The 23,476-nt window shown below is 34.7% G+C and carries 24 protein-coding genes, 2 pseudogenes and 1 riboswitch; of the genes and pseudogenes, 8 read left to right on the top strand and 18 right to left on the bottom strand.

The window, feature by feature from the left end; genetic code table 11:
• Window positions 1-33: 33 nt before the first annotated feature.
• From FHY60_RS18685 to FHY60_RS05505, 6 genes and pseudogenes are all read right to left on the bottom strand, one after another.
• Window positions 34-213, bottom strand: coding sequence for a magnesium transporter (locus FHY60_RS18685; protein WP_207671445.1), 180 nt, complete (start codon window positions 211-213; stop codon window positions 34-36).
• Window positions 137-652 carry a magnesium transporter gene (locus FHY60_RS18125; protein WP_207671444.1) on the bottom strand — a complete coding sequence of 172 codons (516 nt, stop codon included), beginning with the start codon at window positions 650-652 and terminating at the stop codon, window positions 137-139. The genes FHY60_RS18685 and FHY60_RS18125 overlap by 77 nt, the downstream gene beginning before the upstream one ends.
• Window positions 633-956 (bottom strand): magnesium transporter MgtE N-terminal domain-containing protein, encoded by a 324-nt coding sequence (locus tag FHY60_RS18120; RefSeq protein ID WP_207671443.1) that lies wholly within the window; start codon window positions 954-956, stop codon window positions 633-635. The genes FHY60_RS18125 and FHY60_RS18120 overlap by 20 nt, the downstream gene beginning before the upstream one ends.
• A gap of 66 nt (window positions 957-1,022) precedes the next feature.
• Window positions 1,023-3,209 carry a magnesium-translocating P-type ATPase gene (mgtA, locus tag FHY60_RS05515; protein WP_279230454.1) on the bottom strand — a complete coding sequence of 729 codons (2,187 nt, stop codon included), beginning with the start codon at window positions 3,207-3,209 and terminating at the stop codon, window positions 1,023-1,025.
• A gap of 404 nt (window positions 3,210-3,613) precedes the next feature.
• Window positions 3,614-3,775: riboswitch (M-box (ykoK) riboswitch) on the bottom strand.
• A 52-nt stretch (window positions 3,776-3,827) separates the two neighbouring features.
• Window positions 3,828-4,703: a cation diffusion facilitator family transporter gene (locus FHY60_RS05510; RefSeq protein ID WP_139904027.1), complete on the bottom strand. Its 876-nt coding sequence runs from the start codon at window positions 4,701-4,703 to the stop codon at window positions 3,828-3,830.
• Between the two features lie 433 nt (window positions 4,704-5,136).
• A pseudogene (locus FHY60_RS05505) lies at window positions 5,137-5,361 on the bottom strand (transposase domain-containing protein); the annotation flags it as partial.
• Window positions 5,362-5,437: 76 nt separating this feature from the next.
• Here FHY60_RS05505 and FHY60_RS18460 point away from each other — a divergent pair.
• Complete coding sequence (locus tag FHY60_RS18460) at window positions 5,438-5,611, top strand: transposase domain-containing protein (RefSeq protein ID WP_423243586.1); 174 nt, start codon at window positions 5,438-5,440, stop codon at window positions 5,609-5,611.
• Between the two features lie 30 nt (window positions 5,612-5,641).
• Here the strand turns inward: FHY60_RS18460 and FHY60_RS05495 are convergent, their stop codons facing one another.
• A complete protein-coding gene (locus tag FHY60_RS05495) occupies window positions 5,642-6,409 on the bottom strand; it encodes an IS91 family transposase (protein WP_423243585.1) in 768 nt (255 codons plus the stop codon).
• Between the two features lie 54 nt (window positions 6,410-6,463).
• On the opposite strand from FHY60_RS05495, the gene FHY60_RS05490 reads away from it, so the two are divergent.
• From FHY60_RS05490 to FHY60_RS05460, 7 genes and pseudogenes are all read left to right on the top strand, one after another.
• Window positions 6,464-6,898, top strand: coding sequence for a transposase (locus tag FHY60_RS05490; protein ID WP_180375384.1), 435 nt, complete (start codon window positions 6,464-6,466; stop codon window positions 6,896-6,898).
• 33 nt (window positions 6,899-6,931) lie between these two features.
• Window positions 6,932-7,240, top strand: coding sequence for an IS66 family insertion sequence element accessory protein TnpA (gene tnpA, locus FHY60_RS05485; RefSeq protein WP_139902291.1), 309 nt, complete (start codon window positions 6,932-6,934; stop codon window positions 7,238-7,240).
• On the top strand, window positions 7,234-7,590 hold the full coding sequence (tnpB, locus tag FHY60_RS05480; RefSeq protein WP_139902289.1) for an IS66 family insertion sequence element accessory protein TnpB: 357 nt from the start codon (window positions 7,234-7,236) through the stop codon (window positions 7,588-7,590). The genes tnpA (FHY60_RS05485) and tnpB (FHY60_RS05480) overlap by 7 nt, the downstream gene beginning before the upstream one ends.
• A gap of 140 nt (window positions 7,591-7,730) precedes the next feature.
• On the top strand, window positions 7,731-9,365 hold the full coding sequence (tnpC, locus tag FHY60_RS05475) for an IS66 family transposase (RefSeq protein WP_139904024.1): 1,635 nt from the start codon (window positions 7,731-7,733) through the stop codon (window positions 9,363-9,365).
• 76 nt (window positions 9,366-9,441) lie between these two features.
• Window positions 9,442-9,858 (top strand): hypothetical protein, encoded by a 417-nt coding sequence (locus FHY60_RS05470; RefSeq protein ID WP_139904023.1) that lies wholly within the window; start codon window positions 9,442-9,444, stop codon window positions 9,856-9,858.
• On the top strand, window positions 9,848-10,588 hold the full coding sequence (locus FHY60_RS05465; protein WP_139903940.1) for an ATP-binding protein: 741 nt from the start codon (window positions 9,848-9,850) through the stop codon (window positions 10,586-10,588). The genes FHY60_RS05470 and FHY60_RS05465 overlap by 11 nt, the downstream gene beginning before the upstream one ends.
• A gap of 118 nt (window positions 10,589-10,706) precedes the next feature.
• Window positions 10,707-11,303: pseudogene (locus FHY60_RS05460) on the top strand (transposase); the annotation flags it as partial.
• An 87-nt stretch (window positions 11,304-11,390) separates the two neighbouring features.
• Here the strand turns inward: FHY60_RS05460 and tnpC (FHY60_RS05455) are convergent.
• The 11 genes from tnpC (FHY60_RS05455) to FHY60_RS05405 form a co-directional block, all read right to left on the bottom strand.
• Window positions 11,391-13,004 carry an IS66 family transposase gene (gene tnpC / locus FHY60_RS05455; RefSeq protein ID WP_139903755.1) on the bottom strand — a complete coding sequence of 538 codons (1,614 nt, stop codon included), beginning with the start codon at window positions 13,002-13,004 and terminating at the stop codon, window positions 11,391-11,393.
• Window positions 13,005-13,095: 91 nt separating this feature from the next.
• Window positions 13,096-13,446: an IS66 family insertion sequence element accessory protein TnpB gene (gene tnpB / locus FHY60_RS05450; protein WP_139903753.1), complete on the bottom strand. Its 351-nt coding sequence runs from the start codon at window positions 13,444-13,446 to the stop codon at window positions 13,096-13,098.
• Window positions 13,440-13,775: an IS66 family insertion sequence element accessory protein TnpA gene (gene tnpA / locus FHY60_RS05445; RefSeq protein WP_139903751.1), complete on the bottom strand. Its 336-nt coding sequence runs from the start codon at window positions 13,773-13,775 to the stop codon at window positions 13,440-13,442. Before tnpA (FHY60_RS05445) ends, tnpB (FHY60_RS05450) begins: the two co-directional genes overlap by 7 nt.
• A 559-nt stretch (window positions 13,776-14,334) precedes the next feature.
• Window positions 14,335-17,991 carry an NACHT domain-containing protein gene (locus tag FHY60_RS05440; protein ID WP_139904021.1) on the bottom strand — a complete coding sequence of 1,219 codons (3,657 nt, stop codon included), beginning with the start codon at window positions 17,989-17,991 and terminating at the stop codon, window positions 14,335-14,337.
• A 22-nt stretch (window positions 17,992-18,013) separates the two neighbouring features.
• Entirely contained in the window at window positions 18,014-18,247 is a 234-nt protein-coding gene (locus FHY60_RS05435; RefSeq protein WP_139904020.1) for a single-stranded DNA-binding protein, read from the bottom strand.
• 143 nt (window positions 18,248-18,390) lie between these two features.
• Window positions 18,391-19,959 carry a recombinase family protein gene (locus FHY60_RS05430; RefSeq protein WP_139904019.1) on the bottom strand — a complete coding sequence of 523 codons (1,569 nt, stop codon included), beginning with the start codon at window positions 19,957-19,959 and terminating at the stop codon, window positions 18,391-18,393.
• Entirely contained in the window at window positions 19,946-20,377 is a 432-nt protein-coding gene (locus tag FHY60_RS05425) for a recombinase family protein (protein WP_139904018.1), read from the bottom strand. The genes FHY60_RS05430 and FHY60_RS05425 overlap by 14 nt, the downstream gene beginning before the upstream one ends.
• A gap of 4 nt (window positions 20,378-20,381) precedes the next feature.
• Window positions 20,382-21,938 carry a recombinase family protein gene (locus FHY60_RS05420; protein ID WP_139904017.1) on the bottom strand — a complete coding sequence of 519 codons (1,557 nt, stop codon included), beginning with the start codon at window positions 21,936-21,938 and terminating at the stop codon, window positions 20,382-20,384.
• Between the two features lie 61 nt (window positions 21,939-21,999).
• A complete protein-coding gene (locus tag FHY60_RS05415; protein WP_139904016.1) occupies window positions 22,000-22,236 on the bottom strand; it encodes an SHOCT domain-containing protein in 237 nt (78 codons plus the stop codon).
• Window positions 22,237-22,359: 123 nt separating this feature from the next.
• Complete coding sequence (locus tag FHY60_RS05410; RefSeq protein ID WP_139904015.1) at window positions 22,360-23,064, bottom strand: N-acetylmuramoyl-L-alanine amidase; 705 nt, start codon at window positions 23,062-23,064, stop codon at window positions 22,360-22,362.
• Complete coding sequence (locus FHY60_RS05405) at window positions 23,061-23,465, bottom strand: phage holin family protein (protein WP_139904014.1); 405 nt, start codon at window positions 23,463-23,465, stop codon at window positions 23,061-23,063. The genes FHY60_RS05410 and FHY60_RS05405 overlap by 4 nt, the downstream gene beginning before the upstream one ends.
• Window positions 23,466-23,476: the final 11 nt, after the last annotated feature.

Raw genomic sequence — 23,476 nt, 5'->3', positions numbered from 1 at the left:
TAAACCCTTCATAATGCATTCCCCAACTTTGTATCAAATTAAAAATCCAATAAAAACTTTAGCTAAACCAAGGAAAAGAAAAAACCCGAATACATCCGTTGCTGTGGTTAGAAATATTGCTGATGCTAGTGCAGGGTCAATCCCCATAACCTTTAATAATAATAGTGGAATTAAAAAAACAAAGAATCCTGCTATAATTAGATTTCCTATCATTGCAGCAAAAAATAATTAATCCAAGATAAGGGTTCCCATACTTCATATATAATATTATTCCCGTAACAATTCCAGTTGCTGCACCATTTACTACACCAAGGGCAACCTCTTCCTGGTCTTCCTCAGGTTGTACAGATATGATGTTTTCATCCATTATTTCATAGAGCTTCTGCTCTTCCGGTGCAACAAGGATATCTCTGAGGTCTGCAGTTCCGACCAATTGACTTTTTTCATTGAGCACAAATATGGTTTCAATAACCTCAGTTTTGGGGCCAATTTGCTTAACCTTCATCAGAGATTCTAAAATTGTTAAATCACCACGAAGTGCAATATACTCAGTAATCATGATACCTCCGGCACTTTCTTCGTCATATCCCAAAATCTCCTCCAGTTTTAGAGTATCACTATGTTTCATCATCTTAAGCAAATCTTTTCTCATCACTAATGGGGAGGTTACCTAAAATGTCAGCTTTATCATCATTTGACATATATGAAAACAATTTTATTATTTCCTTTAAGTCCAGGAGTTTCAGGAACCTTATCTGAAACTCTTCATTGGCCTGTTCAAGGAATTCTGCTATGTGCTCATCTTCAGCTAATTTATAAAATTTCAACAAATTTTCATCATCTAAAGTGTCCAAAAGTATAGCAACATCTATTGGATACATATCATTGATAAAATTTTCAAATTCGTTCTTGTCATTATTTATTATAACAGAAAGTAACTCCTCAATATTTTCCATTTAATATTCACCACCTTACTGTATAATTTTTACTGTTGATGAATTCCAGGAGCTTACCTTAATTCTCTATTCTACATTATATTTTTTTATATACCATACCTTTATAGCTTGTGTCAGTACCACATAGCAGAAAAGAGTAAGAGCTAAAAGAATGTAATATAAAACTGGCAATTTTGTAAATCCGAAAGCGCTCGCAATAGGTGAATTAACAAGCAGCGCTCCAAAAGCCACTATAAGCAGTGAAGTTATCATCAGCGGTTTGCTTGCACGACTTTGTATAAAAGGTATTTTATTGGTTCTGATTACATGAATTATCAGTGTCTGAGTAAATAATGATTCAAGGAACCAGCCTGTCTGGAACAATGCAGGATTATTCCAAGCATGAAAAACGAATAACATCATTATATAAGTTGTATAATCAAAAATGGAGCTGATTGGTCCTATATGAATGATAAATCTCTTGATTTCATCCACTGACCACTTCCTTGGCTTTGATATCCAGCTTTCATCCACTGTGTCCGTTGGGATTGTAGTTTGAGATATATCATATAGTAAGTTATTAGTTAAAACCTGTATAGGCATCATGGGCAGAAATGGAATAAATATACTAGCTCCCAAAACACTAAACATATTTCCGAAGTTTGAGCTGGCAGTCATCTTTATATACTTAACTATATTCCCAAATACTCTTCTTCCTTCAAGAACTCCCTCTTCAAGAACAAGTAAGTTGTTTTCCAAAAGTATTATATCTGAAGATTCTTTTGCTATATCAACAGCAGTATCAACTGATATGCCTACATCAGCTGCTCTTAGTGCAGGAGCGTCATTTATTCCGTCACCCATAAAACCTACAACATGCTCTTTACTCTTTAATGCTCTTATTATTCTTTCCTTATGCATAGGGGAAAGTTTTGCAAAAACTGAAGTTACTTCAGCCGCATCAGCAAGTTCTTCATCTGACATCTTATCTATATCGCTGCCTAAAAGAATCTTATCAACGGGCAAATTTACTTCCTGACAGATTTTCTTTGTTACAATTTCATTGTCGCCAGTAAGAACTTTAACATCAACATTATATTTATGAAACTTTGCTATGGCCTCCTCTGAAGTCTCCTTTGGAGGATCAAGGAAAGCCAGGAATCCAAGCAAGGTTAACTTGCTTTCATCAGCGATTGTATAAGTGCTGTTACCTTCCTTGAAAATCCTGTAGGCTACAGCAATGACTCTATATCCTTCGGCATTTAGTCCCTTTATCATCTTTTCTGTCTTATCTGTCATCTTTCCCATAAAAGGTTCAGTACCTTCTTTTGTTTCGTACTTATTGCAGAGACTCAAGACCTCCTCTACAGCTCCTTTGCAGACCAGCACCTGTTCCATTCTCTTATTTTGAACAACAACAGACATCCTTTTTCTTATAAAATCGAAGGGAATTTCATCAATTTTTAGATACTTTTTTTCAATATCAAAATAGTCCTCGCCATCATTCCTATGTGACATGATGGCCATATCCATAACATTTCTAAGTCCGGTTTGATAGAAGCTGTTAATAAACGCATATTTCAATACTCTTTCAGAGTCGTCCCCATACATATTCAGATGTCTCTCAAGAACAACCTTTCCCTCCGTAATAGTACCTGTCTTATCAGTACACAGAATATCCATAGCGCCAAAGTTTTGTATGGCATTTAATTTCTTTACAATAACTTTCTTTTTTGCCATGGATAAAGCACCTTTAGTAAGGTTAACAGTTACAATCATGGGAAGCATTTCAGGTGTAAGACCTACAGCTACTGCGATTCCAAACAAAAATGCCTCAAACCAATCTCCTTTAGTGAAGCCGTTAATGATAAAGACTAAGGGAGCCATTACAAATATAAATCTTATCATCAACCAGGTATATTGATTTACACCTTTGTCAAAGCTGGTCATTTCTCTTTCACCGGTGAGCTTGCCGCTTAATTGACCAAAATAAGTTTTCATCCCTGTCTTTACTACAACTGCAATAGCTGTTCCACTCTCCACATTAGTCCCCATAAAACACAGATTTGGATTTTCCAGCTCGCTTTTCCAGGTTCCCTCTGTAACATTCTTTTCTACCGGTAAGGATTCACCGGTTAATGTTGACTGGTTAACAAACAGGTCCTTTGAGGCAATAAGCTGCACATCAGCTGGTATCATATCCCCTGAGGCCAGGTGAATAATATCTCCAGGTACAAGTAACTTGAAAGCAATATATGAGACCAGAGCTAACACAGACAAATTTAAATAGATTAAATAACAACTAACTTTAAAAAAGGCAATAAAAAGCTAGAGGTTAATTGTTAATTTTTTAACCCAACATTATTTCTATTCAATTTCAAAATATGCGGAAATAAATTTCTTTTTAGATTTGAGATAAGCGAACAGTAAAGGCAGATCTATGATTAGACATCACAGAAAAGTAGATACCCAAAGGATAAAATATATGTTATTAAAGGCCTAAATATACAATAAATTATTGAAGAAGAATGGCCTTATACTAAATATAAATTTAAATCTGTTTTGGTAAATACTTTTACCTTTACTGGTAAGCTTACTACCGTCTCCATCCATTCTTCTCACCTCCGAAACTCAAAATAAAAAACCTCCGTCAGACTTGAACATGACGAAGGTATTTAAACAACACTTTCTCGTTCAAGTTTTGGCTCTGCAAGGCAGTGTAGTTGCATTAGATTAAGCCTTCTTTGTTCGGCAGAACCTGCTAACCAACTCAGAATGTTTCCATTCACTTGCGGTAGCAACCCGTATCCTTGCAGTAACCTCACCTACCGAGGTTTATTTAATTATCACTATAATATAGTATTCCTGTACTACTATATTGTCAATATAATTTTATATACTAGAACCTATAAATGGTTCAATATGGACCATACAATGCTTTACAGCATTTATTTCATTTTGTACTGAACTATGAACTATTTCTGCAATATCATGACCTTCCCTAACAGAAAGTCCTTCATCCACAAATACTTCAATATCAACATAAATTCTATTTCCAAATATCCTGGTTTTAAGGTTTTTTATATCCCTGACTCCATCAATAGAAAGCACACTATTACTTATCTTATCTAGTGTTTCTTTATCTGCAGATGAATCAATAAGTTCCTTTACCGCTCTAATATAAAGGTCAACTCCAACCTTAATAATTAAAATGCTTACAATCATGCCTGCAACAGGATCGAGGAAAGTATAACCGTATCTGGCCCCTAGAATGCCCAGAAAGGTTCCAACTGATGAGAAAGCATCGGACCTGTGATGCCAGGCATCTCCTTCCATTGCAATGCTTCTTATTTTCCTTGCAGTTATAATTGTGTACCAGTACATTCCTTCCTTAACTATAATTGATACCACAGCTGCCCATAGTGCAATACTTCTCGGGGTAGTAACATTACCCTCATAGAGGTTTACTGCACTTTTATACCCAATTGTAAATCCAACCAAAAGCAGTGCTGCACTTATTATCTTAGCACATACAGCTTCCAACCTTTCATGTCCATATGGATGCTCCTTATCCTCTCCTTTTGACGACATCTTTAATCCTATTATCACTACTACAGTTGTAAATACATCGGATACCGAATGAACCGCATCCGCAGTCATTGCTGCGCTTTTTCCGAAGATACCTGCAATCAATTTAAATATAGATAGTATAATGTTTGCTATCATCGTAACTACAGATACCTTTGTGCCTAGTTTATAACTTTCCACTTTATTCACTCCCAATTGATAATACTTTATGCTTTCATAATATTACCAAAAGCTTTGATTGTACACTGTTTTTGAGAAATAGAACTTATTATCAATTGATAACAATAGCCTTTGTTATCTGCAAATGTATAATATTTGTATCAAATATTAATTCTCATACAAACCACTATTATTAATAAATTCAAAACTCTTAGTTGTTAAAGCCACTTTATAATGTCGAAAAGTTGATGTAAATGCCTGTCCAATAATTGACGATATATTGACCATAGAGGTAAAATTTTTAGAAAGGAAAACGCTCCCCTTTGAAGTACTAATGTTACCAGCATTAGTACAGGGAGCGTCCTAAAACAACTATGGTTAGTATATCAAAATTTGAGTTAATTGAAAAGTAAGCGTAAAATAGTCCCCACCTATTATTCAGATGGGTACTCTGCTATACTTGTTTTGATTTACAGTATTTAGGTAAGGTAGATGACCAAGGCAATAAAGAATCTAAAACTTCAGAATCATTTATATCAACATTTGGAAACTGCTCAAATAAGTATTTTAAGTATTCAAAAGGATTAAGATCATTTTCCTTTGCAGTTTCAATAATACTATAAGTAACTGCACTTGCCTTTGCTCCCTGCGGAGTATTGGCGAACAGCCAATTTTTTCTCTTATGTTCTTAAGCACATAAGAGAAAGAACTTCCTTTTTGCTAATACTGCTAAAGGTGCCACACATAGTGCTAATATTTACAGCATTATTGAAACTGCCAAGGCTAATAAATTAGTTGTAGAAAGGTATTTAGTTTATCTATTTGATAATCTATTGAAGATAGCTATAGAAGGTAGCGAAAGCTTAGAGAATCTTATGCCTTGGTCAGATAAGATTCCTGAAAATATGAAAATTAAAGATAGGAAATAAGTTAATCCCAGTAAAGTATAGTAAATTGCCTTACTGGGATATTTTAATGCTATTTTTCAAGTTATTAAAGGTACTAAAACTTTGACGCTTACAAATCTTTAACTGTTTAACAAACTTATACAAGTGTATTATTTCTTTAGCCAAAGCATTTTTCTTCCTTGAATATAGACCATACCTTCTAACGCACTTAAAGCCTTTTTTATGAATTTGTTGTACCAGCTTTCCAATGAACGTTAATACATCCAATGTAACTTTTATATGTTCACCGGTATCATGGTCTTCGTACCAAAAGGTTACATTCTCACCATCATAGCTTTCAATTCTATACTCTGCTATCGCAGCTCTTGCAAGATATCTCCCTATGTATTTAGTGGCTTTTTTCATATCTGTAAGGGCTCTGTCTGCATTAACATAAAAACCATCTTTATATACCCTGTACAAGGTACTAATTAATTTTCTAGTTTTATAATCCTTAAAATATTTCTTTATGATATCTAAAACAATTTTTTGCCAAGACTTCCTTAGGTATTCATATGGTATATATTCTACCGGCTTCCACCAGCTATATTTATTGTTAATAGCCCCTTCCGTAACAAGTGCATGCACATGAGGATTCCATTTTAAGTCTCGTCCAAAAGTATGAATTACCGCTATTACACCCACCTCATAACTCTTGCCCTTGTGTTTTTTGTACCAATAGTCAATTACTTGATAGACTCCGTCCATCAGGTCTTTAAGCATCTCTCTTCTTTTATAAAAATAATTTCTAAGTTCCTCAGGTACCCCCTGTGTTAAGATAGTTGTCGTAAGAAGTTATGTGTGATATTCTCGTACAGAGGAGAGATGATTATTATGGCAAGAGAAATTAGAAGATATAGTAAGGAAGAAATAGCCGGGCATGTGGCTAGATTATTCCCACCAGAGAATAAATCTTTAGGAGAGCTATCAATTGAAACAGGGATAAGTAAGTCAACCTTAGCAACATGGAAGAAGAAAGCTGAAAAGGAAAAGGGCCATACTAAACCTAGAAGAAACCTAACCCCTAATGAAAGATTTTTAGTAGTTATGGAGGCTTATAGCCTATCAGAAATTGAGTTATCAAGATACTGCAGGGAAAAAGGTTTATACTACGAAGAAGTTAAATCGTGGATTAGCGCTTGCGCTACTGCCACTGACAAAACAGAAGAGAGAGAGGATATAAAGGAACTAAGAGTGAGCAAAGCAGCAGATGCTAAGGTAAGCGTCAAACTGTCCACACATTTTATGAATATAAATCTTGTGAGATAATACCTCTAGAATAAAATTCCGGAGGTGTTTTTATTGACAAAATTAAATATGGAAGATTGGCAGCAGCTCATTGCTGATTATAGATCTAGCGGCCTTACCGGGCCGGTATGGTGTCAGCAAAAACAATTGAGTATACACAAATTACGCTATTGGATTAACAAATTCAACAAAGCAGAGTTTAAAGAAGAACCAAGACAGCAGTGGGTTTCAGTAAAAACAAATTTATCTATAACAACAACATCTATTACTGTAAAAGTCGGTAAGGCTGAAATTTCAGTTTCGCAAGACTTCGATAAAGAACTCTTTGCAGATGTTGTCCAATCCCTATTAACTTTATGTTAAACCTAAAGCAGACTTCTAATGTATTTTTGGCTGCTGGAAGTACTGATATGAGAAAATCTATTGACGGTCTCGCCATCATCGTTCAGATGAATTTTAAGTTAGATCCATTCTCTGATGCACTTTTTGTATTCTGCAACGCTAAACGCGACAAACTCAAGTTGCTCTATTGGGAGCGGAATGGATTCTGGCTTTACTATCGCCGTTTGGAAAAAGGTCGCTTTAAGTGGCCTAATAATTCTAAAGACAAAGTTATACATGTAACGGAGCGGGAGCTCCGCTGGCTTTTAGATGGACTGGATATTAACCAAAAGGGAGTACATCGTGATATTATGCAGAGAAAAATCATTTGATTTTTTGTGGATAACCCTAAAAAATTCAATCAAAAAGTGGATAATTTCCAACTCTTTAAAACTTCTAAAACCGTTGAAAACACTAGCTTTTTACGACTTTTTTTCTTGATAATTTTGTATGAAAAGTGTATAATATAAGTATGAGTAAAACAGAAGTAAAATCATTTAACTTAGAGAATTACAGTCGTAAAGAGCTAGAGGATGCCTTCATAAAACTCAGCATTGAAAAGGAGCAGGCTGAGCTTAGACTAAAATGGTATGAAGAGCAATACAAGCTCAACAAGCAGAGACTATTTGGTAAATCCAGTGAAAAGAATATAGATGGTCAGATTAACATGCCAATATTTAACGAGGCTGAAAGTGAGCGACAGCCTTTTACTGCTGAGCCTAATTTAGATGATTGTGCAAAGCAACAACAATCTTCATCCAAGGCTAAAAAGCTTAAAGGAAAACGTGAAAAAGATCTTTCAGATCTTCCTAAGCAAATAGTTGAATATAAGCTCTCAGCTGAAGAACAGGTTTGTTCTCAATGTGGCGGTCAACTCCATGAGGTGCGTTCCGAAATCCGCAGAGAGCTGGAGGTCATCCCGGCACAAATTATCGTAAAAGAAATCCACAGCATGATTTATTCCTGTCGGAAATGTGAAAAGGAAGATATAACTGTCCCAATGATTTCGGCGCCAACCCCTAAGCCTGTCATTAAGGGAAGTATAGCATCCTCTTCTATAATAGCATATATCATGACTAGGAAATATGTAGATGCTACTCCTCTTTATAGGCAGGAACAAGAATACAAGCGGCGTGGTTTACCAGTTAACCGTCAAAACATGGCTAACTGGATTATTCGGGCTGCACAAGATTGGCTGAATCCTTTGTACCTGCGTCTACGTAAATACCTTACGGACTATGATGTAGCTCATGCGGACGAAACAGAACTAGAAGTTCTCAATGAGCCGGGCCGTGAGGCCACAACAAGGTCTTATATGTGGATGTACCGTACAGGCAATGGGCATGATCCTATTGTTCTATACGATTATCAGCCATCAAGGGCAGGAGATAATGCCAAAACCTTCTTAAATGGATTTAAGGGTTATCTTCATGTTGATGCCTATGACGGTTATGACAAACTTTTGAAAGATTCCAAAGCCGGCGGTGCCATGGAAGTTACTCTCGTAGCGTGCTTCGCACATGCAAGGAGGTATTTCACTGATACCTTAAAGGCAGTGACTGATAAAGAAAGCTACATGTATACCTCTGCTTATCAAGGAGTCAAATATATTGATGAAATGTTTAAGCTTGAGGAAGAACTATCAAGTTTGTCATCTGAAGACCGGTATGATGAACGCCTTAGCAAACTTAAACCAATGCTAGAGGCTTATTTCTCATGGATTGAAAAGGAACACGCTCTTGCACTACCCAAATCAAGTTACGGGAAAGCTGTCAATTACTCATTCAATCAGAAGGATAAACTGATGAGTATACTCAAAGATGGCAGGCTGGAACTTAGCAATAACCGCGCCGAAAGGGCAATAAAGCCATTTGTCATTGGGAGAAAAAATTGGCTGTTCGCCAATACTCCGCAGGGAGCAAAGGCAAGTGCAGTTACTTATAGTATTATTGAAACTGCAAAGGAAAATGATCTTAATCCTTTTGAATACTTAAAATACTTATTTGAGCAGTTTCCAAATGTTGATATAAATGATTCTGAAGTTTTAGATTCTTTATTGCCTTGGTCATCTACCTTACCTAAATACTGTAAATCAAAACAAGTATAGCAGAGTCCCCATCTGAATAATAGGTGGGGACTATTTTACGCTTACCATTTCTACACATCCCAGGTTTCCGCTATATGTGAGTAACAAATATTCTACCCACAAAGAAGATATGCCTGATGCCTTTAATCAACCAGAAATGAATGATATCCGGTTGAAACAATGGGCAGCAAGTATAGGTACTCACACAAGCGAAGTTATTGAGCGTATATTTAAGAGTGTAACCATAAAAGAACAAGGATATAACTCTGCATTATCAGTTTTAAAATTAAGTAAGAGTTATTCAGAAGAGCGCCTTGAAGTTGCATGTGAAGTAGCCTTGCCTATGACACGTGTACCTCGTTATAAGCAGCTTAAGTCCATTCTTGCCAGTAATCAAGATATTATCTATCTTGAGAAGAAAAATGCCCATCTTAAAGCCCTAGAGTCAAAGTCCAATGCTCATGGCTATGTAAGAGGTGCAGAATACTACGGAGGTGGCAGGTATGATAGGTGATGAAACAAAACGCAAGCTTCGAGAGTTAAACCTTGATGAACTGGTTGATATATTTAAAATACAGGATGACGATCAACCGCTCTACTCAGCCATGACCTTTGACGAAAGAATTACTTTAGCTATTGATAGTCTCTATCAGGATAAAAACAATAAGCGCTCAATACGTCTAATAAAGCAAGCCAAATTCAGATTTACTGATGCAGATGTAAACTCAATTTACTATGCGGATAGGGGGCTTGATAAAAATCAAATTATTGAGCTTTCAACCTGCCAATACATGCGTAACAACTTTAGCCTTGTGCTTAATGGCTTCACAGGCTCTGGTAAGACTTTTCTAGCTTGCGCATTGGGCAAAGCTGCATGCAGACAGTTATATCGAGTACGCTATATAAGATTGCCAGAGCTTCTGGAGCTTCGTGCTGAGGCAACTTTACAAGGCAAAGGGATCAGTAAGCTAGTAAGCAAATTTTCTAACTACAACCTCTTGATTCTGGATGAATGGCTCCTTCAAGAATTATCCGATGATGATGTCAGATTCATTTTTGAACTTACTGAGAAGCGCTATGATTGTCACTCCACCTTGTTTTGCACTCAGTACAAAGTGTCAGATTGGCATACTCGCTTAGGGGGCGGGACCATGGCTGATGCTATTCTAGACCGGATCGTACATAAATCTATTCGTATTGATACTGGGAACATGAACATGAGGGAACATTTCTCCACCAAATAAATTAAGTTATACAGGCACCGCCTTCAGGCGGTGCTTATAAGTGAATAGATGGTTTCTTTACTGTGAATCGATAGTTTTGAAAATATGAACCTACGGTTCTAATGGAGCGTAATAATCACCTTCTCAGATAGTGCCAGCGCTAGCGGATAAAGGCGTATACATAGCATCAGAATCAACAATGTACAGGATTTTAAGAAATGAAAAGATGCAACGTCACAGAGGCCGCTCAAAGCCACCAGAAAAAAGAAAATATCCACAGACTCATATAGCTAAAGGACCAAATCAAGTCTGGACATGGGATATAACGTGGTTACCAACAATAATAGCAGGAATGTATTATAAACTATATATGATTGTGGATATCTTCAGCAGAAAAATAGTAGGCTGGGAAGTGTGGACAGAAGAAACTGGAGAATTAGCATCAATACTTGTGGAGAAATCTATAGTAAATGAAAAAATCATAGGAAGACCTCTAGTCTTGCACTCTGATAACGGTGGCCCCATGAGGTCATACACATTAAAAGCAAAGCTTGAATCTCTGGGTGTCATGTCGTCATTCTCAAGGCCTAGAGTTAGTAATGACAATCCTTATTCAGAGGCTTTATTTAGAACATGTAAATACAGGCCAGGTTATCCACAGAAAGGCTTTGTAGACATTGAAAAGGCTAGAGAATGGGTGCTACAATTTGTGGATTGGTACAATAATAAGCGTAAGCGTCAAAGTTTTAGTACCTTTAATAACTTGAAAAATAGCATTAAAATATCCCAGTAAGGCAATTTACTAAACTTTACTGGGATTAACTTATTTCCTATCTTTAATTTTCATATTTTCAGGAATCTTATCTGACCAAGGCATAAGATTCTCTAAGCTTTCGCTACCTTCTATATCTATCTTCAATAGATTATCAAATAGATAAACTAAATACCTTTCTACAACTAATTTATTAGCCTTGGCAGTTTCAATAATGCTGTAAATATTAGCACTATGTGTGGCACCTTTAGCAGTATTAGCAAAAAGGAAGTTCTTACGGCCGATAACGAAAGGTTTAATAGCTCTTTCCGCTGCATTATTGTCTACCTCTAAAGAACCATCTAGCAGTACATTCTTTAATCCTGGTAAATGCTTTTTAGCATAATCAAGTGCTTTACCCAACGGACTTCTTGGAAGAGCAGCTTTTATTTCTCTTTCAACATATTCAATAAAGTTATCTATAATTGGAGCTAATTTTTCAGCTCTTATTTTAAATCTAATATCATAATAATCATCCTTACTTGAAAAGGATTCTCTAAGCTCTTTTTCAAGTTTATAAATTTGCTCACAATAATTAAACCCTATTATTGCTCTAGAATTTTTTAGGGCTTCTTCATCTAAGTCTACAATTATATTATGGAAGTATCTTCTTATGTGAGCTAAGCAATATACCCTTGTAGCGTTTGTAACGGAATTATAACCGCTATAACCATCCGTTTGGAGAAATCCTTTGAAATCTCCTAAGAAATTTTTAGGGCAAGAGCTGGATCTGGTACTCTGATAATCATACAAAATTACTGGCTTTGAATTGGTATCACTCATATATAACCACATATATTTTTGAGATTTAGAATCCTTGCCATTGTCATTAATTACTTTTAAAGTAGTCTCATCTGCATGAATATAATTTCTGCTTAGTAATTCTTTTTGCATGTGGTTATATATTGGCTCTAAAGCCTCAGCTGCTGACATAGTCCAGTTACATAGAGTTTGTCTTGAAAGAGTAGCACCCATCATATCAAAATAGCTTTCTTGCCTATAAAGTGGCATAGCATGTTGATATTTAAGTATAAGAGTATGAGCAATTAACTCATTAGAAGCCATACTATTATAAAAAATAGTTTGTGGTGCTTCTGCTGAAATTATATTACTTTCACCAGTTTCCTTTTCGCATGATTTACAAGCGTAGCTGTAAATCACGTGTTCTTCAACTACAAGCTTAGCCGGAATATATTTAATTATCTCTTTTCTTGATTTTACACCTATTTCAACTAATTGCTCTCCGCATTCTTTACAGTTAAGGTCATCACCTTGTAATTTATGTTCAATAACAACTCTTTCTAAGTCTGCTAGATTATCTTTTTTACCTATGTAATTATTTCTCTTAGCTCTTTTATATGTAATTTCCTCTAAAGTAGGTTCTTCTACCTTTGAATCACTATATTTTTCGGCCTCGTTGAAAAAAGATAATTGATTAGCATCTGCCTTTTCACTAGATACTCCAAATATCTTCCTATTTTTATTTGATATAACACCTTTTAAGAATTCTAACTCATTTTTAAGTTTTCTTATTTCTTCATCTTTTGAGCTTAATTCTTTTTCCATTTTTTCAATTAATAATTTTGTATTTTCATCAAGTTCATTAGTTAAAATTTCGTGATTCATGATTACCTCTTTAGCTTTATTCTATATATTTATTATACCACAAAAACCGTTGAAAATAAAGGTTTTTCAACGGTTTTGGAGTGATACACTTTTAAAAATAATTACTTTGTTTTATAGGTTTAAACTTGGATTTTGTTCTTACTTCGTAGCCCTTTAGAAGCCACCGTAATTCTTCTATATTTACTTTCAATGCTTCTTCTGTCGTAGCAGGCCATTTGAAGCGATTCGCTTCTAAACGGTGATAATATAGCCAAAAACCTTCATCAAAGTGAAGAATTTTTAATTTGTCCATTTGTCTATTACAAAAAACAAATAAGGCTTTATCAAAAGGATTCAGTTTAAATTGATTCTGAACTATCATAACTAAACCATCAATACTTTTCCTTAAATCCGTGTAGCCGCAGGCAAGATAAACTGTTTCTACTTTATCTATGTTTAACATTTTGCAGCTAATTCCTTTATTATTGATGATATTAGAGCAGTTTCATTAACAGGAATGGCTATGATGGTATTACCTATTGTAATCTTTACCTCATTCAAAGTATAGATATTTTCTTTAATATTATTCTCTTTATTATCTAAAGAAATAGCATGAAAAACTGTTTCTTTGTTTTCAAATTTTGCCCTTTCTACTCTTCTTTTATGATAGTAAAATTGACTTTTAGTAAGTTTATTTTCTAAACAAAAATCTTTAACAGTTATTGTTCCATTACATGCATCAAATTTATTAATATATTCTTCCCAGGTTGCATTATCTAATCTTCTAGACATAGTTACCCTCCCAATAATAATCTTATGAAATAAGTTTATCAATGAGAAGACATGCTATCTAGATACTTAATTTTTGACGCTTACGGCTAATAAACATTATAAGGCATTTTCAAAATGATGAATAGCCTATTTTCGTATTTTTTATACCAAAATCTAACCCGACTACACAACCCCATTCAAATCCACAAAACATCTAAATCGACCACACGCGAACCGCTGATATCTATCCTGACCACACGCCAAACTATGACATCTAAATCGCTCTGTCACGCCTAAAAACAGCCTCTTTGACTTATTCCAACGAACCAATATTTTTACGGTTTTAGTGCATCGGATTTTTACTTTCAAATCTCGAAAAGCCCTTATTTCAAGCCTTTTTCACGTACTTACTTCTCAACCCTTGACATCAATACCACGCACTCCACGTGGCACGATTCGTTGAGATTGATGCATTTTACATTGTCGGTAAGCGGAAACATATCAACGGCTCTTTAAGGGACTATCGGTATGCGGGAACATATCGACCAGTTCTTATACAATTATCATTCTTAGTTGACAATTATTCAAACACTATTAGTTCACATAATTTTATAAACTGTTCGAAATATTTCTTTCCCATTTCATCATATCCTATAACTGAACACATTTTAATTACATTATATAATCCTGCTCTCCCACCTTGTTCCATCATAAAATCTTTGATTTTACAAGCCCAATCAGGATTATCCCATAAAATAGCAGTAGGAATATGATGGTACTCGCAATTACCAAATCCCCAGATAAATGGATAATGATTCTCGCTTAAACACTCAAATAAAATATCTAGTTTTCCTGTTTCTTTAAGCTCATATGAAATCAATAGTTCCCACAATGCTTTAGAAGAATAATCTGCATTTATTTTACCTATATAATAATCCTTTATATTTTTCATACTTAATGATTGACTAACTTCCTCTATCGAACACGTAACTTCTTCCATTTTTTCAGAATAAGAAGTCTCACCACCATTTATTAAATACTCCTCATATAAATTAGGAATATATTCCTTTAATATGTAATTAAAATAATTACTTCTACCGCCTCCATCTGTACTATCTTGTAATAAAATAATCATATTTCTTAATTTGGAAGCAATAACTTTAAGCTCCTCTTCACTATACCAAAAATTTTCTATTGCTATTTTAAAGCAATCACATAAGACATAATCTACAATATCTTCTTTCCTAAAACATGGCCTTAGTATCCCAGCATTTATACATTCTCTTATTATTAAGTAACTTTGTTCAAAATCAAAGTTATTCATCATTTTAGCAAAGCGTAATAAATTTTCTGTATAGTCACCATAATAAGAGATTATCCCTTCGTCTAATACTTTATTATACAGACGCATTATCATTCCAGGATTACTTATTTGTATGAATAAGCCAGGATTATTTTCCTGTATATAGTATATAATAGTTGCAATATTTACTTTTTCAGCATAGCGACTTAACACGACCAAATACTTTTTTATTTTATTTAAAGGTAATGATACATAGGACAAAAGAATGCCCACCAATTTTGAAACTTCAAAACTATTCATTTTATTCGTTTCAGCAATTAATGTTACTATTTCGTCCATCATAGTTATTTCGTTTTTCCCATAGTTATCAATCACTATTTTTAGAATTTTTGTTTGAATCTTACCACTTGAATATAAAATTAAATTTTGCTTTCCGTAAACAGCGGACAATAGAATATTCACATTCTGTCTTCTATCCCATGTAGGTATGTTACCTGTATTTATACTTTTAAAATAATTTTCAATAAGTTGATCGGATGCTTCCGTATTATTTAGTAATTTTCTTATAACATGCACAGAAATATCAAAACTCTCATCAGCTTGCGATACTAAATGTCGCATAGCCTCCTTTAATTCATCATCGCTAATAAGTATGAGCAAATTCTTAAATTTGCACATTTCGTCAAATAAAATATTTAAGTGTGAAATTGGAATTTCATTGAGACTTTTAATCAAAAAGTTTGGTGAAAATTCGAAAATAACTTTATAAAAGGCTCTAATCATACCTTTTAAAGGAGACTCTATGTTTTCATAACCATCAACGGAATTATCATTCGAAATATCAGGTAAGTCTTTCATAATATCTGTTAATGAGATTCCCAAAATTTTATAACGATAATATATAAATGAATAGCTGTTTCCAAAGATTAGTTCTCTTTGGTCTTCTTTTGATTGCTTTGATAATAAATTTAAATAATATTCAACTTGTTTCTCATGGCCATTACCATGAAACAATTCCAAGGCTCTCAACCATCTTTTTTTGTCATTTAGATAATCAGAAATGGGTAGATTTTCATCCTTCAATAACAAATCCAATGTAGTCGGTTTCTGTGAAGCAATTGTTGAAAGTAATAACTCTGAAAGTTTATACTCTGGCTCAGAGCTACCCCAATCGTTCCTTAATGGCAATTGGGGATTATCCCATTTATACCAGTAACTATAACCAAGGTAATCCCAAAGAAAACTTATTGAAAGTATCCCTAGCATGTCTCCATTACTTTTACAATCACATATCATTTGTGGGAGAAAAATATCCAACATAAAGCCTTTATTTGATAAAAGTTTTAACTCTCTAATAATTCTAGGATTTTTATTGAATTCGGCTTTTACCTTTTCATATAAAAAATATTCTTGATATCGTCTATGTTTGAAATTAAAGACTGTACTTGATGAAGATTTTTCGGTGGTAGAAAAAAATATATTCCGTAAATATGTTACAATGCAATTCAAATCATAGTTATTAATATTGGGAATATTCTTAACAATAATTTCTTGTAAAGCTGGTAAATCAATTGACAATCTTTGATTTCTTTGCATTTCAGCAGCAATTTCTCTGCATATAGCGATTAATTTATCAGCTTTGTTATCTAAAATATTAAGTTTTTCTATCTGTGGTCCGTTCAAGAGCAATTTTACTGATTCTGAAATCAGCTCAATTTTTGTAGTCTTAATATTGATTTTTTCAATATTATCATATAGCAACTTAATAGAAAATATATCATCTAGTTCTTTTAGGAGTCTTATGTTCATTTCCTTTATAGATTTATAACATAGTTCTTTATCCTTATTTTTTTGCACCTTAAAATAAATATCTATATAACTTTGGTTTAACTTTTCAATATAAAACTCTTCGGTATTCACTATAACGCTCTTTAAAATAGTAATATTGGGACTATTTGATCTTGAAGATAATAGGACTGAATAAGTGGTACTCTCGTTATATAACTTCTTAATAAATAAAGAAACATTATGCGCTTGAGTAAAAGATACCTCATCTATTCCATCAATTATGTATAAATATGTAAAGCTTTTGTCATATATTTTTAACCCAAAATCAGCCATCCTAGACCTAATAAAATTTTCAAGATTATCATAAACCATTTCTCTAAGTTGGATAAAGATAGGTAATATTTTATTTTCTAAAATTTTCATGATTATTTCCCTATCAGAAGCATGTGCATTACTATATTTTAAATAGATCTTCTTAAGAATCTCACTTTTCCCAGTACCCGGATCTCCCACTAAAAGAGAGATTTCTTTTTTATGTATTATATTATCTATTGTAGTGGTTTCGTATCGCTTATTTCTAATAACTAAATCCAAATATTTTTCAGAGTTTAAAAAGTCAACATCTTCTTTACTTATACAATTATTGATAAAACCAATTTCTTTACCAATACCAAAATAAAAGGCGGCAATATCCATATTACCATCTTCATTTAGTATTGAGTTGAAATTGTCACGTGTGATCCAAATTAATTTAATATTTTCTTTTTTTGCCCTCTTTATTATCCTTGTTCTAGCTGTATCCTTTTCTAAATCTTTTTTTGTGCAGTTTGGCTTGATGTTTGCATTTGTATAAATATATACACAATCCAATCTCCCTTTATATATGTCAAATGCTTTGTTTACTTTGCAAAGGGAATCTTCAATTTGTTGATATGGGTTATTTATTACATACTTACTCTGGAATCCATGCCACTTTCCATTCACTTTAATTGGTTCCATCTCTAGACCAGTCTGATTATAATTACTCTGAAAATCATAACCAGTAATACCAAATTTTCTACAGAATAAATGTCTACACATCTCTTCAAAACTATTTTCTTTGTTTGGATTTTTAATATTGAAATAATCCCAATTGATATTAAACATCTTTTCTACCCCCACTGAAGGTCTATATCTTCTCGTACCTCTGCTGATTAGATGAAGTCTTTTCAATAGCCTTTATATTACCTTCCATTTTATTTACATAGTTTAAAAATAAAGTCCCAAGCAGAAGCCGATCCTTTCTAGGTATTCTGTTCCATACATAACCCTTGAACAGATCTTTAACAAGAAAGACTTCACCTTTATTCAAGTTTTCAGTTTCCTTAATAGCTTGTTCTAGTAACTCGTTAACATCACTCATGTTGTCATCTCCTTGTCAATAACAATATAAACAACATTGTTAATAAGATTATATGAACTTTACCAATTATAGTCAATATAAAAAGAAAACCGCCAATTAAGAGAAAATATCTCCCGAATGGCGGTCATTTATGAAGTCAATGTTTATACATCTACTTCTACACCAGATCTAAATTCAATAGTGAGTTTATCATCAAAAACAGTTATTTTCTCTATAAGCCGCCTTACTAACTGCTCATCATATTCCTCCATCTCGCAGGATTGATCATTTAAGAATTGTTCCATCTCTTCGAGCCTTTGCTTGGAGCCTTTTTTCCCGGCCTCTTCCGCCAAAATCTTATGTCTTTCTTCTCTAAGTCTATAGATTTCATCAGCTATATCATTATAATCTTCTTTAGAATTGGCTAGCCTCAAAAGGTCTTTTTGCAATTCCTCCAGCTTTTTATCTATCTCCTCAATTGCACTATTATTCGTTTCAATTATTACCGTTTTTATATTCTCCTTTAGAGTAAGCAAAAGCTCATCCTTTTGTCCAAGCAACCTATTAATTGCATCCACCGTAGCCAGGCATATTATCTCTTCTGATACGGTTCGCGAACGGCAAGATAAACCTGTATTCTCAAGCCTGCTGACACATCTCCAAACAATAGACTTCTTTCCACGATTGTTCCAGTGAACCCTGCGATAGATTTCTCCGCAATCTCCACAAAAAACAATCTGTGAAAATGCATGACTTGAACTGAAAACCCTTCTCTTACCGCTTGTAGCGATATGACCTCTACTTCGGCGAACCAGTTCTTCTTGTACCTGCATAAATATTTCACGTGGAATAATGGCTTCATGGCTATTCTCTACATAGTACTGAGGTACAATCCCGTTATTAACAACCCTCTTTTTTGAAAGAAAATCTACCGTATATGTTTTCTGGAGTAATGCATCTCCTATATATTTTTCATTGCTTAATATCTTCCTAATTGTACTGGTATGCCACTTAGCCTTTCCTGCACCCGTAGGTATACCATCAGCTTCAAGGCCTTTCTTAATTTTGTCCATACTTGAGCCTTCAAGATACTCTCGGTAAATTCTCTTAACTATTTCTGCTTCTTCCGGAACAATCACCAAGCGCTTATTCTCATCCTTGGTATACCCCAAAAATCTGGAGCAATTAACCATTACTTCTCCCTGCTGATATCGATATTGATAACCGAGCTTCACATTCTGGCTTAACGACTGACTTTCTTGCTGTGCTAAGGATGCCATAATCGTCAGCATTATTTCTCCTTTAGCATCTAGCGTATTGATGTTTTCCTTTTCAAAATAAACTGCAATATTTTTGTCTTTAAGTTTCCGAATATATTGCAAGCAATCCAAGGTGTTTCTAGCAAACCGGCTAATTGACTTTGTAATAATCATGTCGATATTCCCGGCCATGCACTCATCAATCATGCGATTAAACTCATCACGCTTTTTTGTGTTTGTGCCGCTTATGCCATCATCAGCAAATATCCCGGCAAATTCCCACTCTGAGTTCTTCTTAATGAACTCAGTATAATGTTCTATCTGCACTTCATAACTGCTTGCCTGTTCATCACTATCTGTAGAAACTCGGCAATATGCAGCGACCCGAAGTTTTGGTTTTTCATCTTCTTTATTATTGTTGTTACCTATACGTTTAACTGCTGGTATTATCATGACATTTTTACTTACTGCCATCTTGATGCCCCTCACTTTTTATTAAACTATAAACATATTCCGCTTGTTTAAAAGGATTTGTGTGTTTATTGACTATAGGTTCCGTGATAAAAGATTTAGATATAGTAGGTTTATAATCTTCCTTGGGTTCAAATATTCTGCCAAGCTTTTTGGCTCTGTTTACCCTCTCAGCTTCTGCTTTTTCATATGTTTCTTTATCAATAATGGCGGGGTAATAGCCATCTCCAAGATAACATTCATTTTGAAGCATCCTTCCAACTGTTCCATGATAAGCTTCTATTCCAGCTTTTTTAGCTGCGGCTGATAAGAATAGACCTGATAAATAACTTTCATATAAGAGCCTAATCTTTTCAGCTTTTTCTTCATCGATAACCGCTATCCCATTCTCAATTCTGTATCCATAAGGCGTGTGTGCCATTCTCTCAAATCCTTTCCCTTAATGTGATTTCGCATTTAAGCATGAAACCTATCTCTGTCCTTGAGAAAACAACAATTCTTTCAACATACTCATTAAAAAGTTGATCATCAAAGGAATCAATCATTTCAGCCTTATTTGTAAACTTCATCAAGTTACTCACTTCCTGCACCTTTGATAATTCTCCATTCACGGCCTGAATTAAGGCTTCTTTCTGCTCTATATAGTTTTCTAGTTCCATTCGCAGTTCATTGCTTTCTCTATTAAAAAGAGCAGGCTCCAGATAACCCTTTGCCATAAGTTTTACAAGCAGTTCTTTTTGTTCAGCTTTCTTTTCTATTTGCTTATCTAATTCCTGAATTCTCGAGAGGTTGTCAGACCTGCTCATCTCACGCAAAGTATCCAATAAAGGTTTTAGAATTATTTTCCTTCCGTAAATCAGTTTATTTATCATCGTAACAAATGCAGTCTTTACATCCTCATCTCGTATAAACTGCATGGAACAATCTGTTACCTGCTTTAAGTGCCTGCTGCAGCACCATGCTATATATTTTTTTGCACCTGTTGAATGAATCCGTCTTTTAAAGGTACTACCGCATTCTGAACATATTATCTTACCAGAGAAGGGATATCGCATTTGATATTTGTCACTACTCTTCTCGACTCCTTTTTCCTTTGCCCTTTGACTTAAAGCAGCTTCAGCTGCCTCAAACACCTCATAGCTTATAATTGCTTCATGGTGATTCTTAATTAAATATTTATTTTTCTCACCATTGTTGGTGCGCTTATTAAATTGGAAGTCTGTATAGGTTTTTTGCAGTATAATATCACCCGTATATTTCTCATTCTTAAGAATCCCTCGAATAGTTGTAGACGTCCAATGTCCTCCTCTTTTTGTTGGAATATTCCTTTGATTAAGATCATCTGCAATTTTCTGTGTACCTTTACCCGATAATACTTCTGCAAAAATATATCTTACAACTTCAGCCTGTTCAGGATTTACTATCATCTGACCATCAATGTTTTCATAACCGTATGGTGGATAGGAGATTTTAAAGGTTCCGTTTTGAAATCTTCTTTGAATTGCCCATTTTGCATTTTCCGAAATAGAAACAGACTCACTTTCTGCAAGCCCACTTAAAATGGAGAGCATTAACTCGCTTTCCATTGACCCCGTATTAATGTTTTCCTTCTCAAAATAGATATGAACCCCAAGGTCAAGCAGTTTACGAACCATCTCCAAGCAGTCTGTAGTGTTTCTAGCAAACCGGCTGACGGACTTTGTAATAATTAGGTCAATCATTCCAGATTCGCAATCTGACAACAATCTAAGCAGGTCAGAGCGATTTTCCTTTTTGGTACCGCTGATACCCTCGTCATAATATAAGCCTGCATAATCCCATTCTGAATTTGCCTTTATGTAGGTTTCATAATGGGATTTTTGTGCATGCAAACTGACTAATTGATCATCACTGTCCGTTGAAACACGACAGTAGGCAACTACTCGTGTTTTCGGCTTAAAAATATAATCTTGATTTCCTTCTATTTTCGTTATCTTTTTCATCAACTCACCTCCTTCTTGGTAGGTCACATATTACCTCTGAAACCTTTATATATCAACGGATTCAAGGCATTATCTCTGCTAAAAAAGGGGAGAAAGTTTGGCGATTAAGTGCGTCTATCTTGTTGAATTCTACTTCAGTTATTAAACCTTTTTGGAGCATCTTTCTAAGTAATTTCTCTGCCTGAATATAATCAAACTCACACTTCAACTGTTCCTGCGATACTCTCTTTGCTTCGATTCTGTTTTCTGTTGTTTCATCCGAAACCTTTGTAACTTTTTTATTATCGTTCTGATTCATAAAGCATTACCTCCTACCTAATAGCCGTGGGAACAGGTCGAAGTTGAGGGTTTATAAAAATAAATTTGAATCAGAACGAAAAAAGAGCCTGCAGGAACACACCCACAGGCAACTTTCTATTCATTATTCATATTTAATAAAAGCGTCTTTAAATCCAGCGGCTTTTGCCTTTGCAAGCTGAGCTTCGGCATTGGCTTTAACCGAGTAGGCACCGATTTGTACACGATATAGTTTAGTTTGTGATGTAACAGGATTTGAGGCTTTTTCTTCCTCCAATTGTTTCTTTACATCAGTTCTAAATGTATCCATGGACTTATCATGCTTTAGAAACCAGTGCATAACATCCGCATGGTTACTTGCAATACCTAGTTTATAAGCTTCGCTGTGGCAGATGATGTTTTTCTCACTAAGACCATAGATTTTGCAAAGATATACGCATAGCTCCACAGCTTCCTTATAAACCGCATTAAAATATGAGAAATCAGTGAGTCCATCCTCGCAGATTTCAAATCCTATATGTGTATCATTGGCACTTCCTCCGGCATGCCAACCCCGGTGATTCCAGGGTAATGTTTGATAAGTAGCAATGGAGCCATCGTTTAGCCTGCCAATAAAAGCGTGTGGGCAAACTTCTCTGCCATCTGGCTTATCCTTATTCCAGTGATTATTGTTTAGGTTTTTCCCCAATAGTCCATCATCTGGGCCAACATACCTTTTAAGATTCGGGTTATTGGCACCTGTGGAATGTACCATGATCCCTTGTGGTTTGATGCTTTTACCAGCCTTGTAACAGGCATTTTCAGTTAGATACAAAGTATGAAGATTCATTTTGATTCCTCCTCGTTTAACTGCTTAAGAATAGCTTTCAGCTTATCTGGCACAGGAAGCCCAATGCTTGCCGCATTTTCTAGAATACTGATGCCTTCATTGGAAATGTAGAAAAAAATAACGGCGGTGCGAATAGCACTACCGTTTTGAATAATATGGGCATCGATTGTATGTCCAATTGCAACCATCAGAAATATGAAGATTTTCTTAAAAATGCCTCTGAAACCAATCTCACTGGACAGCTTCCTTTCAATAATCGCGAGCATCAACCCGGTTCCATAGTCAATCACAACAAAAGCCAAAAGCGCATATAAAAACCCGTCTAGACCTCCTAAAATCCATCCCAGGTACCCTCCCGCAGCAGTAAATGCAATCTGCATGGTGTTAATAAAGTTTTTCATCTTTGTTCCTC

Source organism: Clostridium thermarum, assembly GCF_006351925.1.
Classification (GTDB): domain Bacteria; phylum Bacillota; class Clostridia; order Clostridiales; family Clostridiaceae; genus Clostridium_AU; species Clostridium_AU thermarum.
The sequence above is the reverse complement of the archived record's forward strand: the minus strand, read 5'-3'. Positions and strand labels throughout refer to the sequence as shown.

What these genes read in the sequence shown, in the direction of transcription:
- FHY60_RS18685 (WP_207671445.1), bottom strand. Translation starts at nt 213, where the DNA reads ATGATAGGAAATCTAATTATAGCAGGATTCTTTGTTTTTTTAATTCCA.
- FHY60_RS18125 (WP_207671444.1), bottom strand. Translation starts at nt 652, where the DNA reads ATGAGAAAAGATTTGCTTAAGATGATGAAACATAGTGATACTCTAAAA.
- FHY60_RS18120 (WP_207671443.1), bottom strand. Translation starts at nt 956, where the DNA reads ATGGAAAATATTGAGGAGTTACTTTCTGTTATAATAAATAATGACAAG.
- FHY60_RS05490 (WP_180375384.1), top strand. Translation starts at nt 6,464, where the DNA reads ATGGCAAGAGAAATTAGAAGATATAGTAAGGAAGAAATAGCCGGGCAT.
- tnpB (WP_139902289.1), top strand. Translation starts at nt 7,234, where the DNA reads ATGTTAAACCTAAAGCAGACTTCTAATGTATTTTTGGCTGCTGGAAGT.
- tnpC (WP_139904024.1), top strand. Translation starts at nt 7,731, where the DNA reads ATGAGTAAAACAGAAGTAAAATCATTTAACTTAGAGAATTACAGTCGT.
- FHY60_RS05465 (WP_139903940.1), top strand. Translation starts at nt 9,848, where the DNA reads ATGATAGGTGATGAAACAAAACGCAAGCTTCGAGAGTTAAACCTTGAT.
- tnpC (WP_139903755.1), bottom strand. Translation starts at nt 13,004, where the DNA reads ATGAATCACGAAATTTTAACTAATGAACTTGATGAAAATACAAAATTA.
- tnpB (WP_139903753.1), bottom strand. Translation starts at nt 13,446, where the DNA reads ATGTTAAACATAGATAAAGTAGAAACAGTTTATCTTGCCTGCGGCTAC.
- tnpA (WP_139903751.1), bottom strand. Translation starts at nt 13,775, where the DNA reads ATGTCTAGAAGATTAGATAATGCAACCTGGGAAGAATATATTAATAAA.
- FHY60_RS05440 (WP_139904021.1), bottom strand. Translation starts at nt 17,991, where the DNA reads ATGTTTAATATCAATTGGGATTATTTCAATATTAAAAATCCAAACAAA.
- FHY60_RS05435 (WP_139904020.1), bottom strand. Translation starts at nt 18,247, where the DNA reads ATGAGTGATGTTAACGAGTTACTAGAACAAGCTATTAAGGAAACTGAA.
- FHY60_RS05430 (WP_139904019.1), bottom strand. Translation starts at nt 19,959, where the DNA reads ATGGCAGTAAGTAAAAATGTCATGATAATACCAGCAGTTAAACGTATA.
- FHY60_RS05425 (WP_139904018.1), bottom strand. Translation starts at nt 20,377, where the DNA reads ATGGCACACACGCCTTATGGATACAGAATTGAGAATGGGATAGCGGTT.
- FHY60_RS05420 (WP_139904017.1), bottom strand. Translation starts at nt 21,938, where the DNA reads ATGAAAAAGATAACGAAAATAGAAGGAAATCAAGATTATATTTTTAAG.
- FHY60_RS05415 (WP_139904016.1), bottom strand. Translation starts at nt 22,236, where the DNA reads ATGAATCAGAACGATAATAAAAAAGTTACAAAGGTTTCGGATGAAACA.
- FHY60_RS05410 (WP_139904015.1), bottom strand. Translation starts at nt 23,064, where the DNA reads ATGAATCTTCATACTTTGTATCTAACTGAAAATGCCTGTTACAAGGCT.
- FHY60_RS05405 (WP_139904014.1), bottom strand. Translation starts at nt 23,465, where the DNA reads ATGAAAAACTTTATTAACACCATGCAGATTGCATTTACTGCTGCGGGA.